General features: G+C 43.4%; 13 protein-coding genes and 2 tRNA genes. 12 read left to right on the forward strand and 3 right to left on the reverse strand.

Annotation, left to right across the window (positions count from 1 at the left end; genetic code table 11):
* Positions 1 to 8: 8 nt before the first annotated feature.
* Entirely contained in the window at positions 9 to 980 is a 972-nt protein-coding gene (gene ispB, locus M1F14_RS05120) for an octaprenyl diphosphate synthase (RefSeq protein WP_042845751.1), read from the reverse strand.
* Between the two features lie 334 nt (positions 981 to 1,314).
* On the opposite strand from ispB, the gene rplU reads away from it, so the two are divergent.
* From rplU to cgtA, 3 genes are all read left to right on the forward strand, one after another.
* Positions 1,315 to 1,623 (forward strand): 50S ribosomal protein L21, encoded by a 309-nt coding sequence (gene rplU, locus M1F14_RS05125; RefSeq protein ID WP_004905925.1) that lies wholly within the window; start codon positions 1,315 to 1,317, stop codon positions 1,621 to 1,623.
* A 19-nt stretch (positions 1,624 to 1,642) separates the two neighbouring features.
* Entirely contained in the window at positions 1,643 to 1,900 is a 258-nt protein-coding gene (rpmA, locus tag M1F14_RS05130) for a 50S ribosomal protein L27 (protein ID WP_004905922.1), read from the forward strand.
* Between the two features lie 166 nt (positions 1,901 to 2,066).
* Positions 2,067 to 3,242, forward strand: coding sequence for an Obg family GTPase CgtA (gene cgtA, locus M1F14_RS05135; protein ID WP_181468822.1), 1,176 nt, complete (start codon positions 2,067 to 2,069; stop codon positions 3,240 to 3,242).
* Between the two features lie 61 nt (positions 3,243 to 3,303).
* On the opposite strand, the gene dacB is transcribed toward cgtA, so the two are convergent.
* Positions 3,304 to 4,752, reverse strand: coding sequence for a serine-type D-Ala-D-Ala carboxypeptidase (gene dacB / locus M1F14_RS05140; RefSeq protein ID WP_042845749.1), 1,449 nt, complete (start codon positions 4,750 to 4,752; stop codon positions 3,304 to 3,306).
* 248 nt (positions 4,753 to 5,000) lie between these two features.
* Here dacB and greA point away from each other — a divergent pair, with 248 nt between their 5' ends.
* Positions 5,001 to 5,477 carry a transcription elongation factor GreA gene (gene greA / locus M1F14_RS05145; protein ID WP_042845748.1) on the forward strand — a complete coding sequence of 159 codons (477 nt, stop codon included), beginning with the start codon at positions 5,001 to 5,003 and terminating at the stop codon, positions 5,475 to 5,477.
* A 119-nt stretch (positions 5,478 to 5,596) separates the two neighbouring features.
* Here the strand turns inward: greA and yhbY are convergent, their stop codons facing one another.
* Entirely contained in the window at positions 5,597 to 5,890 is a 294-nt protein-coding gene (yhbY, locus tag M1F14_RS05150; RefSeq protein WP_004905914.1) for a ribosome assembly RNA-binding protein YhbY, read from the reverse strand.
* A 135-nt stretch (positions 5,891 to 6,025) separates the two neighbouring features.
* Here yhbY and rlmE point away from each other — a divergent pair, with 135 nt between their 5' ends.
* The 8 genes from rlmE to rimP all read left to right on the forward strand — a co-directional run bounded on the left by rlmE (position 6,026) and on the right by rimP (position 12,553).
* Positions 6,026 to 6,655: a 23S rRNA (uridine(2552)-2'-O)-methyltransferase RlmE gene (gene rlmE / locus M1F14_RS05155; RefSeq protein WP_004905912.1), complete on the forward strand. Its 630-nt coding sequence runs from the start codon at positions 6,026 to 6,028 to the stop codon at positions 6,653 to 6,655.
* Positions 6,656 to 6,712: 57 nt separating this feature from the next.
* The gene (gene ftsH / locus M1F14_RS05160) at positions 6,713 to 8,698 is read left to right on the forward strand and encodes an ATP-dependent zinc metalloprotease FtsH (protein ID WP_042845747.1); all 1,986 of its coding nucleotides are present in this window, start codon (positions 6,713 to 6,715) and stop codon (positions 8,696 to 8,698) included.
* A 68-nt stretch (positions 8,699 to 8,766) separates the two neighbouring features.
* Positions 8,767 to 9,603, forward strand: a complete 837-nt coding sequence (gene folP, locus M1F14_RS05165; protein ID WP_071548692.1) for a dihydropteroate synthase — start codon at positions 8,767 to 8,769, stop codon at positions 9,601 to 9,603.
* A 4-nt stretch (positions 9,604 to 9,607) separates the two neighbouring features.
* Positions 9,608 to 10,945: a phosphoglucosamine mutase gene (glmM, locus tag M1F14_RS05170; RefSeq protein WP_048605844.1), complete on the forward strand. Its 1,338-nt coding sequence runs from the start codon at positions 9,608 to 9,610 to the stop codon at positions 10,943 to 10,945.
* A gap of 218 nt (positions 10,946 to 11,163) precedes the next feature.
* The gene (gene secG, locus M1F14_RS05175) at positions 11,164 to 11,508 is read left to right on the forward strand and encodes a preprotein translocase subunit SecG (RefSeq protein ID WP_042845742.1); all 345 of its coding nucleotides are present in this window, start codon (positions 11,164 to 11,166) and stop codon (positions 11,506 to 11,508) included.
* Positions 11,509 to 11,624: 116 nt separating this feature from the next.
* Positions 11,625 to 11,714: transfer RNA gene (locus M1F14_RS05180), tRNA-Leu, on the forward strand.
* Between the two features lie 58 nt (positions 11,715 to 11,772).
* Positions 11,773 to 11,849, forward strand: a tRNA-Met gene (locus M1F14_RS05185).
* A gap of 251 nt (positions 11,850 to 12,100) precedes the next feature.
* Positions 12,101 to 12,553, forward strand: a complete 453-nt coding sequence (gene rimP / locus M1F14_RS05190) for a ribosome maturation factor RimP (protein ID WP_042845961.1) — start codon at positions 12,101 to 12,103, stop codon at positions 12,551 to 12,553.
* Positions 12,554 to 12,555: the final 2 nt, after the last annotated feature.

A 12,555-nucleotide genomic window follows, 5' to 3' on the forward strand; every position in this document is an offset into this window, starting at 1 on the left:
AGTGAATCTTAGGAATGGCGTTGTATGGCAATGTGCGCTAGGCCAATTAATGCTTCTTTATAGATAGAATCATCAATAACATCTAGCATATCAATGGCTTTTTGTGCCTCTTCTTGTGCGCGGGCATAGGTATACTCAAGGGAGCCACAACGTTTCATCGTTGCGAGGACGGTATCTAATAAGTGGCGTCCATTGCCTTGCTCGATCGCTTGGCGGATCAAAGCAGATTCTTCTTCATTACCATGTTGCATGGCGTGAAGAAGAGGGAGCGTTGGTTTACCCTCATCAAGATCGTCACCTGTATTTTTACCTAATTGCGCATTATCTGCATCGTAATCCAAAAGATCATCAATGAGTTGAAATGCCGTACCAATATAACGACCATAATCTTGCAAGGCTTTTTCTTGCTCTGGCGTCGCATTGGCTAAAATAGCAGAAGCATGAGCTGCAGCTTCAAATAAACGCGCCGTTTTACTGTAGATCACTTGCATGTAGTTTTCTTCAGTAATATTGGGATCGTTACAGTTCATCAACTGTAATACTTCCCCTTCGGCGATCACATTAGTCGCTTCAGACATCAGCTTTAACACCCGCATTGAATCAAGATCTGTCATCATCTGGAAGGATCGAGTGTAAATAAAATCACCGACAAGAACACTTGCCGCATTACCAAAAACGGCATTAGCGGTTTGTTTTCCACGACGCATATCGGATTCATCGACAACATCATCATGCAATAACGTTGCGGTATGAATGAACTCGATCAAGGCTGCGACTTGGGTATGCTTATGACCAGAATAGCCGAGTGCTCGCCCTGCAAGCACAGCGATCATTGGCCGGATCCTTTTGCCACCACCACTGACAATGTAATAACCAAGTTGGTTAATTAGCGCAACATCTGAATTCAATTGACTGAGAATAGCCTCGTTTACCGCAGACATATCTTCAGTTGTTAGTTCAATAATAGATTCTAAATTCATCGTAATTTATTCATATTATTAGTTTTTGGTTCATTCCCTGAATAAAAAATTGGGAGACCGATATAACAGTTATGGTATTAGCATAACATTATTAATAATAAGATTATCAGGTGTGATGCAAAAAATGTTTAAATAAGTAACAATTGAAGCAATAAGCGTGAAATCAATGCTCAAAAACGGTTATTGAGAAAAAAGTCGTATTTTTTGTCATCTAACCGCATTATAGGCTTGTGTTCTGATGCTTTTTTGCGTAGAATTCGCGCCCTATTGTGAATATTTTATAGCGTGCTCTGGAATTGAGATATTTAACGGGTACGCGGAAAGCGGAGTTAATATGTACGCGGTTTTCCAAAGTGGTGGTAAACAACACCGAGTTAGCGAAGGTCAAACTGTCCGCCTAGAAAAGCTGGACATCGCAACAGGTGAAACTGTTGAATTTGATCAAGTTCTGATGGTTGCTAATGGCGATGAGATCCAAATCGGCGCTCCTGTCGTTGAAGGCGTTAAAGTGAAAGCGGAAGTTGTTGCACACGGCCGTGGCGAAAAAGTAAAAATCGTCAAGTTCCGTCGTCGTAAACATAGCCGTAAACAACAGGGTCATCGTCAGTGGTTCACTGATGTTAAGATCACTGTCATCGCTTAAGATTTAGGAGAGCAGATTAATGGCACACAAAAAGGCTGGTGGTTCGACTCGTAACGGTCGTGACTCAGAAGCAAAACGTTTAGGTGTTAAACGTTTTGGTGGTGAAGCTGTATTAGCAGGTAGCATCATCGTTCGTCAACGTGGTACTAAGTTCCACGCAGGTAACAACGTAGGTTGTGGCCGTGACCACACTCTATTCGCATTAGCGGATGGTAAAGTTAAATTTGAAGTTAAAGGTCCAAACAATCGTAAATTTATCAGCATCGAAGCTGAATAAGTTTTCTGATCTTTAATTCAGAATTAAAGCCCTGCAAAAAACTTTTGCGGGGCTTTTTATATTCAGGCATTTTGTTTCTAATGAAGTGCACTCGTATTAAAAAATACGCCATCTCTGAGTAAAACAGCCATCCAGCGTTATATGGCTCAGAAACGGAGAGAGAATTATGAAATTTGTAGATGAAGCCAAAATATTAGTCGTGGCAGGAGATGGTGGCAATGGTTGTGTCAGCTTCCGCCGTGAAAAATACATTCCGAAAGGGGGACCTGACGGAGGTGATGGTGGTGATGGTGGTGATGTTTACTTGCAAGCAGATGAAAACCTCAACACCCTGATCGACTATCGCTTTGAAAAATCATTTCGTGCAGAACGTGGGCAAAATGGTCAAAGTCGTGAGTGTACCGGTAAGCGTGGTCAAGATATCACAGTTAAAGTCCCTGTAGGAACGCGTGTACGCGACTTAGGCACTAATGAAATCCTTTGTGACATGACCCGCCATGAACAGCGCCATATGGTTGCTAAAGGCGGCTTTCATGGCCTTGGGAATACACGTTTTAAATCTTCAGTAAATCGAGCTCCACGTCAACGTACTATGGGGACGAAGGGCGAAACTCGCGAAATACTGTTAGAACTGATGCTATTAGCTGACGTAGGCATGTTGGGTATGCCAAACGCAGGTAAATCAACATTTATACGTTCTGTATCAGCCGCTAAGCCAAAAGTAGCTGATTATCCATTCACAACTTTAGTGCCAAGCCTAGGTGTGGTGCGTATGGATAACGAACAAAGTTTTGTGGTCGCGGATATTCCTGGGTTGATCGAAGGCGCTGCAGAAGGAGCAGGTCTTGGGATCCAATTCCTGAAACACTTAGAACGTTGTCGTGTTTTATTACACTTGATCGACATCTGTCCTATTGATGAATCAGATCCTGTCGAAAATGCCAAGATCATCATCAGTGAACTAGAAAAATACAGTGAAAAACTGGCTGCGAAGCCTCGCTGGTTAGTCTTTAATAAGATCGATATCTTAGGTGAAGAAGAATCCGTACAACGCGCAGCAGAAATTGCTAAAGCAATGGGTTGGGAAGATAAATATTACATGATATCAGCAGTTAACCATGAAGGTGTAAAAGCACTTTGTTGGGACATCATGGAATTTATGAATACTCAGCCACGCGATATGGCAACCACTGAAGATGCTCCGCAACCAGAAAAAGTCGAGTTCATGTGGGATGATTATCACAAAGAACAGCTTTCTGGCGCTGAAGATATTGATGATGACTGGGATGACGATTGGGATGAAGATGACGACGAAGGCGTCGAAATCATTTACCAGAAATAGTTATCGTTGAGACATAAAAAAGGCGCAAAGGCGCCTTTTTTAATTACCAAATTTTGATTGATCAATTTTTCTGGTACAGATCTTTATACAAACGGCTTTCGAAGCGCACTAACGGTACACGACGACTGCGTTGTTGGCTCTGTGGTACGGCATAAGCAGAAATAAACTGTACAAATGCTACGCGTTGCCCACTGGCTGTTGTAATAAAGCCGGCTAGGTTATAAACCCCCTGTAATGCACCTGTTTTGGCAGACACTTTCCCATTAACGCCCGCCTCATCAAAACCACCACGATAGCGTAATGTCCCATCATGACCTGCTAAGGGGAGCATAGAGATAAAATCGAGCTGTTGATCGTTTTTAGCGACAAACTGCAAAACTTCCATCATCGTTGCCGGGGTGATTAAATTATGGCGTGATAACCCTGAGCCATCGACCATGACAGTATTGCCAAGATCGATCCCCGCTTTTTGTTTCAAAACTTGCCTTACGGCATCAGACCCTGAGCGCCATGTTCCTGGAACACCATAATATTCGCGACCAATGGTACGAAAAACAGTGTCGGCAATCATGTTATCGGATTTCTTTAACATTACTTTCAATAAGTCATGTAAGGGCTTAGATTCTGTTTTGACTAACACTTGTGATTGAGCTGTTGGCTGAGTCCGTTTTTTTATATGACCGACTAATTCGATGCCTGCGGTAGTGAGCTCATTTTTGACAATTGCCCCTGAGTAGCTAGCTCCATTTTGCACCGCAAAAGCGAGAGGTAAGGGGTCACTACGTTGAGTAAGGCAACCTGTTAAAGTATAGCGATTTAACTCACCGGGTACGACGTCAAGTTCGCAATAACGGGCTTCGGGAGAGCCTTTTGCCAATGTTTTGACTTCACTGAACATGTTAACAGGATAAAAACTAGCTGTTTTGATAAAGGCAAAATCACCTGCTTTTTCAGCAGGGTATAGGGATACAGAAAAACAATTGCGGTCGATAATAGCGGCGGCAGGTGGCGCACTGAAGCATTGGGTCATATCATTCCATACCCAGCCAGGTGCTTTATCGTGGCTGGTAAATGCGGAAATATCGACGATCAAATCCCCATCAATTTTTTCGATCCCTAGCTGTTTTAACGCATTTGCCATGTTCCGAATTTGCTGGCGAGTTAACGTTGGGTCACCACTGAAGCGGATGACTAAGTCACCTGTCAGTGTATTGTTGCTCAGTTTTGCACTCGTTTCAAAATTGGTAACAAAACGGTAATCTGGCCCCAATTGCAACAATGCTGCAAGTGCCGTCACCACTTTTTGGGTGCTCGCTGGAAGAGCCATTTGCTGGGCGTTATAATCAATTAATGGGGTATTACTTCCCACCGTTTGCGCGACCAGAGCAAGGTTAGTGCCGTCAGGTAGATACTGCTTGTATTCATCAATTGGGATCGCCAAAGCTTGGCTACTGGCTAGGGTGATCCCTAAAGTGATTATCCATTTTCTGGTTAAAGTTAATAATGACATATATTTCACGCATTAGGGTGGACATACAGCACATACTAAAGTGTAATGCCTAATAAAGTAAACGGTGACCCGCTATTAAGTCTCAGTTAAAATAGCGTACATTATGATAAGATAAATGAGTACATAAGTCTGATTGAGTTTTTTTTACCTAGAACACCCCCCTGTTATACAGAGGTGTTCGGTGTGCTGTTGTTACAAAATCAGGAAGATACTTATTTTTAGATAGGATTGAACCGAGGTATTTATTAATGAAACAGATCCCGATGACAGTACTTGGTGCGGACAAACTAAGAGAGGAACTGGAGTTCCTGAAATCTGTTCGCCGCCCAGAAATTATCGCCGCAATTGCTGATGCGCGGGAGCACGGTGATTTAAAAGAAAATGCAGAATATCATGCGGCTCGTGAGCAGCAGGGCTTCTGTGAAGGCCGTATCCAAGAAATCGAAGGTAAACTTTCTCACGCACAAGTGATTGATGTAACCAAAATGGTTAATAACGGTCGAGTGATCTTTGGCGCAACAGTGACAGTATTAAATGTTGATACCGACGAAGAGCTAACGTATCGTATTGTTGGTGATGATGAGGCTGATATTAAAGTTAATCTGATTTCAGTCAATTCACCAATAGCACGTGGTTTAGTCGGTAAAGAGGTTGACGATGTCGTCTCAATCAAAACCCCAGGTGGGGATGTAGAGTTCGAAATTCTTAAAGTTGAGTATATCTGATTCCTATTTTACTGAATTGGTTATATTATTTCCCCGGATTTAAAGAAAAAGGCCGCAGGCGGCCTTTTTCAACATATAAAACATGCTTTCAATGGCATTTTTATATAAATGATGGGTTATTATTTAGGTAAAATGATTTTGCGATCCGCCGAAGGGCGGTAAATAACAAGAATTTTACCAATGATTTGTACATTTACTGCACCAGTTTCGCGAACAATCGCATCAGCGATCAAATTTTTAGTATCACGGTCTTCGCCTGCGATTTTGACTTTGATAAGCTCATGATGCGCTAGTGAGAGTTCAATCTCAGCTAAGACACCTTCGGTTAAACCGTTGTTGCCAATCATAACGACAGGGTTTAAGTGATGAGCGAGACTTTTTAGGTGCTGAATTTGTTTTTTATTAAGATTCATCGATTTTTTGCTTGGTTAGTATTGAAAATGGCTTATTCTACCGCCATCTGATATCTATCACCATCAATTATATCTGTTCGATGGTAAAGAAGCAGCAACATAGGTGTAGATCTTTTAGTATAGTTGGAAGACACAATGGCCAATAAAAAACGTTCGGCAAGCTCAAGTCGCTGGTTGCAAGAACATTTTAGTGATAAATATGTTCAGCAAGCACAAAAAAAAGGGCTACGCTCACGTGCATGGTTTAAACTGGAGGAAATCCAGCAAGGTGATAAAATATTTAAACCAGGTATGACCGTTGTTGATTTAGGAGCAGCCCCTGGTGGTTGGTCACAATATGTTGTCAGCCAAATAGGTCATAATGGGCGTGTTATTGCTTGTGACTTATTACCGATGGACCCAATCGTTGGCGTTGATTTCCTTCAAGGGGATTTTCGTGACGAGGCAGTGCTCGCCGCTTTGCTAGAACGAGTAGGCGACAAAAAAGTACAGGTGGTCATGTCAGATATGGCCCCAAATATGAGTGGGACACCTGCGGTCGATATTCCTCGCTCTATGTATCTGGTTGAATTAGCATTGGATATGTGCCGTGCTGTATTGGCGCCTGGGGGGAGTTTCATTGTTAAAGTGTTTCAGGGAGAAGGCTTTGACGATTACCTTAGGGATATCCGCTCCCTGTTTACGAAAGTAAAAGTTCGTAAACCTGAATCTTCGCGGGCACGGTCACGTGAAGTATACATTGTAGCGACAGGGCTAAAACTATAGTACCCTGAGCGTTATTTGTTAACACAGTTGTAATATGAGGTTAATCCCTTGAGTGACATGGCGAAAAACCTGATTCTCTGGTTAGTCATCGCAGTTGTTCTGATGTCCTTGTTCCAGAGTTTTGGCCCAAGCGATTCGAATAGTCGCAGAGTTGATTATTCTACGTTTATCAATGAGTTAGCCCAGGATCAGGTACGTGAAGTTCGTATCACAGGTCGTGAACTGAACGTCAGAAAGGCTGATAATAGCCGCTATACAACTTATCTTCCTATGCAGGATGAGAAGCTGTTAGACACCATGCTGAATAAGCATGTGACTGTCGTTGGTGAACCACCAGAAGAACCTAGCTTACTGACATCTATTTTCATTTCCTGGTTCCCAATGCTTCTGTTGATTGGTGTCTGGATTTTCTTTATGCGCCAGATGCAAGGTGGCGGCGGCAAGGGGGCAATGTCATTCGGCAAAAGTAAAGCCCGCATGTTGACGGAAGATCAGATAAAAACAACATTTGCAGACGTTGCAGGGTGTGATGAAGCGAAAGAAGAAGTCGGTGAAATCGTAGAGTTTTTACGTGAACCTGCTCGCTTCCAGAAACTTGGCGGTAAAATTCCTAAAGGCGTCCTGATGGTAGGGCCTCCTGGTACAGGTAAAACACTACTTGCAAAGGCTATTGCGGGTGAAGCAAAAGTCCCATTCTTTACTATTTCCGGTTCAGACTTCGTGGAAATGTTTGTGGGGGTTGGTGCTTCTCGTGTTCGTGATATGTTCGAACAAGCGAAAAAAGCTGCGCCTTGTATCATCTTTATTGATGAAATCGATGCTGTCGGTCGCCAACGTGGTGCAGGTTTAGGTGGTGGTCACGATGAACGTGAACAAACCCTGAACCAGATGCTAGTTGAAATGGATGGTTTCGAAGGTAACGAAGGTATTATTGTTATTGCCGCAACTAACCGTGCAGACGTACTTGACCCAGCGTTATTACGTCCAGGTCGTTTTGACCGTCAGGTTGTTGTTGGCTTGCCAGATGTTCGTGGCCGTGAGCAAATTCTGAGAGTGCATATGCGTCGTGTTCCTATCGACCCAAGTGTTGATACTTTCATCCTTGCTCGTGCAACCCCTGGTTTTTCTGGAGCAGAATTAGCCAACCTAGTGAACGAGGCGGCATTGTTCGCAGCTCGCGCAAATATGCGTGTCGTTTCTATGGTCGAATTTGAAAAAGCTCGTGATAAAATTTGGATGGGTGCTGAGCGTCGTTCTCTGATGATGACTGAAGAACAAAAAGAATCAACGGCTTACCATGAAGGTGGCCATATGATTATCGGTCATTTAATGCCAGAGCATGACCCTGTTCACAAAGTCACAATCGTTCCTCGTGGTCAAGCGCTGGGTGTGGCATTCTTCTTACCAGAAGGTGATGAAGTTAGCCGTAGCCGCTTAAAACTGGAAGGGATGATTGCGACAGCATATGCGGGTCGTATCGCAGAAGAACTGATTTACGGGCGAGATAAAGTCACCACGGGTGCCTCTTCTGATATTCAGTTTGCAACGAATACAGCGCGTAACATGGTGACTCAGTGGGGCTTCTCAGACCGTTTAGGTCCAATGCAATACTCAAAAGAAGAAGGCCCTGCATTTTTAGGTCGTTCTGCGGGTAATGGTTCAGGTATTTCTGATGAAACAGCGCGTATTGTTGATGAAGAAATTAAGAAAATCTTAGACCACTGCTACCAATTGGCTTATAAAACATTGGAAGACAATATTGATATTCTGCATGCAACGAAAGACGCATTGTTGAAATACGAAACTATCGATATGCCAATGATTGATGATTTAATGAATCGTCGTCCAGTACGTGAACCAGCAGGTTGGGATGAGGACAAAAAAGTCAGTAACGTGACTGGAACATTTGGCAAAGGTGCGTCAAATGGCGATAAAGTTGCTGATAAACCTCAAACTGAAGAACCAAAAAATAATGCTGAAGAGCCAAGCAACAATACTGATGAATCAAACCCATCAGACAATAACGATAACAAGCCACAATAAGTTATCGGAAAAGTAAGGTAATCGAGAGCCCCAGTTCGCTGGGGTTTTTTTCGTTAAGGAAAATAACAATGCAAATCAAAGCGAGAGGCAGTGTCCTTGATTTATCCACACCGCAAGTGATGGGGATTCTGAATGTTACTCCTGATTCGTTCTCAGATGGTGGCACTCATAATCGTTATCATGATGCATTAGAGCATGTAGCTAGGATGGTGCAAGAAGGGGCAACCATTATCGATATTGGTGGTGAGTCAACTCGTCCTGGGGCAGCTGAAGTTTCTGTTAGCGAAGAACTCGATAGGGTGATCCCTGTAGTAGAGGCTATTGCCCAACGTTTTGATGTGTGGATTTCTGTTGACACTTCGAAAGCGCAAGTGATGTCTGAAGCGGCAAAGGCAGGGATGCATATGATTAATGATATTCGCTCACTTCATGAGCCGGAAGCATTAGATGTTGCTGCTCAAACTGGGTTACCTGTGTGTATTATGCACATGCAAGGCCAGCCACGAACAATGCAAGCCGCCCCAAATTATGAGAATGTTGTGCGCGAAGTTAAAGACTATCTAGAGGCCGAAATTGCACGTTGTGTGAATGCTGGAATCGATAGGCAGCAAATTATCCTTGATCCAGGCTTTGGGTTTGGTAAAAACTTGTCGCATAATTATCAATTATTGGCAAACTTAGAACAATTTCATAATTTCGGACTACCGCTATTGGCAGGTATGTCACGTAAATCTATGATTGGGCAATTATTGAATGTTCCACCTCAAGAGCGTCTCGCAGGCAGCCTTACTTGCGCAGTTATTGCTGCAATGCAAGGAGCGCACATCATTCGAGTTCATGATGTCAAAGAAACAGTGCAAGCGATGCAAGTGGTACAGATGACTCTGTCAGAAAAGGAAAAGTAAGCGTATGAGTGAGCGTAAATATTTTGGTACCGATGGTATCCGTGGCAAAGTGGGTGATAGCCCAATTACTCCTGACTTCGTTTTAAAATTAGGTTGGGCAGCAGGGAAAGTCCTTGCGCGTCATGGCTCACGTAAAATTATTATCGGTAAGGATACGCGTATTTCTGGTTATATGCTGGAGTCTTCTCTAGAAGCTGGGCTAGCGGCCGCTGGGCTATCAGCATCTTTTACAGGGCCAATGCCGACGCCAGCGGTGGCTTATTTAACACGTACTTTCCGCGCTGAAGCGGGGATCGTTATTTCCGCTTCCCATAACCCTTATTATGATAATGGCATCAAATTCTTTTCAATTGATGGGACTAAGTTACCTGATGAAGTCGAAGAAGCCATTGAAGCTGAAATGGAAAAACCGATCACTTGTGTCGAATCAGCAGAATTGGGTCGCGCTAATCGGATTGTAGACGCTGCTGGGCGTTATATTGAGTTCTGTAAAGGGACGTTCCCAAATGAGCAAAGCTTATCCAGCCTAAAAATCGTTATTGACTGTGCTAATGGTGCGACTTATCACATTGCCCCCAATGTATTTCGTGAGTTAGGTGCGGAAGTCATTACTATTGGTTGTGACCCGAATGGGATCAACATCAATGAAGAATGCGGCGCTACTGATGTTCGACAACTACAACAAAAAGTATTAGAAGAAAAAGCAGACGTCGGCCTAGCGTTTGATGGTGATGGTGACCGTATTATCATGGTTGACCATATGGGCGAAAAAGTGGATGGCGACCAAATCTTATTTATTGTCGCTAGAGAAGCTCTACGCCAAGGTCAATTAAAAGGCGGGGTAATCGGTACATTAATGAGCAATATGGGCTTAGAAATAGCCCTGAAACAGTTAGGCATTCCATTTGAACGAGCTAAAGTGGGTGACCGCTATGTGCTCGAAAAATTACAGGAAAAAGGCTGGCGCATGGGCGCGGAAAACTCAGGCCATGTAATTTTACTGGATAAAACCACCACGGGTGACGGTATTGTTGCTGGCCTACAAGTTTTGAGCGCTATGGTACGTAACCATATGAGTTTGCATGACTTATGTAGTGGTATGAAATTATTACCTCAAGTGCTGGTTAATGTTCGGTTCAAAGGCACACACGACCCTCTACAAAATGAGGGGGTTATTGCTGCTAATGAAGAAGTTGAAAAGCAACTGGCAGGTAAAGGCCGCGTGTTACTCAGAAAATCGGGTACAGAGCCGTTAATTCGTGTCATGGTTGAAGGCGAAAATGAAGCGGATGTAACTGCAATGGCGAATCGTATTGCGGATGCAGTTAAAGCCGCAGGTTGATTGTAATAAATAAAGCTGAGCAATATTTCGAATATTTGTTGTTTTTTTCCGCAAATAATCGATAGAGTTTAAAATAGACTTGCTTGTCGGCTCAGCTTTGGGTAGTATTCGCACCTGCTCAATCCTGTAAGAGTGTCCTTTTGCGGGGAATTGGGCGGGTGTGCAGTGATAAAGGTCATAGCATTAGGCTATGCACCGTAACTGAATAGGTAACTCAAATGTACATAGCTCTTTTAATTATTTTCCTGCTAGCAGCTATCGGGCTTATTGCTCTGATTATGTTACAGCAAGGTAAAGGTGCTGACATGGGTGCATCATTCGGTGCGGGTGCTTCTGCAACACTGTTTGGCTCATCGGGTTCAGGTAACTTCATGACTCGTATGACTGGAATCTTGGCTGCTGTGTTTTTCATCATCAGTTTAATACTTGGCAATATGACTGCAAATAAGTATGGAACTGGTAGTGGTAGTAAGTGGGAAAACATTAGTGAACCTGCGAAAGTCGAGCAACCAACAGACGTGCCGGCAGCACCAGCTACACCAACGAGCGATATTCCTCGTTAAGTGTTAAAGATTCCGAATGAAGGCAGTTATTGTCATCATTAAGTAGTAAGCTCAGAAATGAGCAAGAAGTTAAAAATTTGAGGTTATTGATTTTAAATTGATAACCTCGCCTCAGTGCCGAGGTGGTGAAATTGGTATACACGCTACCTTGAGGTGGTAGTGCCTACAAAACGGGCGTACGGGTTCAAGTCCCGTCCTCGGCACCATTATTTTGATAGCTTGTAGTTTACGAGTTATCAGTGTAGAATATGTCACGTTTTCGAACGCGGGATGGAGCAGCTTGGTAGCTCGTCGGGCTCATAACCCGAAGGTCGTCGGTTCAAATCCGGCTCCCGCAACCATTTCTTATTCAACATACCTTGTCAGTATCGTAGTCAGAGTTGTTGTCAGATGTAGCAATCAAGTGTAGTTATCTAATAGCTCCCAAAATTTCTCATCGATTTCTCTAGACTTTGCAGGTATAATAAGAATATGGTGAACCCGTGCACTACAGGGTCCAGTTGCATAAAGCCCCGAATTTCGGGGTTTTTTGTTATTTGACAATCGAATTAACTGGGCTTTTATAGCCCTTTTTTTATGTCTGGGGGTGGGCTTGTCCACATTAGAACAGCAATTAACAGAGATGATTTCAGCACCTGTGGAGGCGCTAGGCTTTGAATTTGTTGGCTTAGAGTTTGTCCGTGGTCGCACATCGACACTGCGTGTCTTCATTGATAGTGAAGAAGGCATCACTGTTGACGATTGTGCTGATGTCAGCCATCAGGTTAGTGCAGTATTGGATGTCGAAGATCCAATTTCTGTTATTTATAACCTTGAAATATCGTCACCTGGGCTTGAGCGCCCATTATTCACAGTCGCTCATTACGAGCGTTTTGTTGGTGAAGAGGTGGCGTTAACTTTGCGTATAGCAATGCAGAACCGCCGTAAATGGCAAGGAATTATCAAAGCCGTAGACGGTGAAATGATTACGGTTACTGTAGATGGTAAGGATGAGGTGTTCGCCCTCGGCAACATCCAGAAAGCTAACTTGGTACCCCACTTTTAATA

It is taken from the genome of Providencia sp. PROV003 (genome assembly GCF_045040775.1).
GTDB lineage: Bacteria > Pseudomonadota > Gammaproteobacteria > Enterobacterales > Enterobacteriaceae > Providencia > Providencia huashanensis.

Coding starts and splice junctions, on each gene's coding strand:
- yhbY (WP_004905914.1), bottom strand. CDS start 5,890: ATGAATCTTAATAAAAAACAAATTCAGCACCTAAAAAGTCTCGCTCAT.
- ftsH (WP_042845747.1), top strand. CDS start 6,713: ATGGCGAAAAACCTGATTCTCTGGTTAGTCATCGCAGTTGTTCTGATG.
- secG (WP_042845742.1), top strand. CDS start 11,164: ATGTACATAGCTCTTTTAATTATTTTCCTGCTAGCAGCTATCGGGCTT.
- glmM (WP_048605844.1), top strand. CDS start 9,608: ATGAGTGAGCGTAAATATTTTGGTACCGATGGTATCCGTGGCAAAGTG.
- rpmA (WP_004905922.1), top strand. CDS start 1,643: ATGGCACACAAAAAGGCTGGTGGTTCGACTCGTAACGGTCGTGACTCA.
- greA (WP_042845748.1), top strand. CDS start 5,001: ATGAAACAGATCCCGATGACAGTACTTGGTGCGGACAAACTAAGAGAG.
- ispB (WP_042845751.1), bottom strand. CDS start 980: ATGAATTTAGAATCTATTATTGAACTAACAACTGAAGATATGTCTGCG.
- dacB (WP_042845749.1), bottom strand. CDS start 4,752: ATGTCATTATTAACTTTAACCAGAAAATGGATAATCACTTTAGGGATC.
- cgtA (WP_181468822.1), top strand. CDS start 2,067: ATGAAATTTGTAGATGAAGCCAAAATATTAGTCGTGGCAGGAGATGGT.
- folP (WP_071548692.1), top strand. CDS start 8,767: ATGCAAATCAAAGCGAGAGGCAGTGTCCTTGATTTATCCACACCGCAA.
- rlmE (WP_004905912.1), top strand. CDS start 6,026: ATGGCCAATAAAAAACGTTCGGCAAGCTCAAGTCGCTGGTTGCAAGAA.
- rplU (WP_004905925.1), top strand. CDS start 1,315: ATGTACGCGGTTTTCCAAAGTGGTGGTAAACAACACCGAGTTAGCGAA.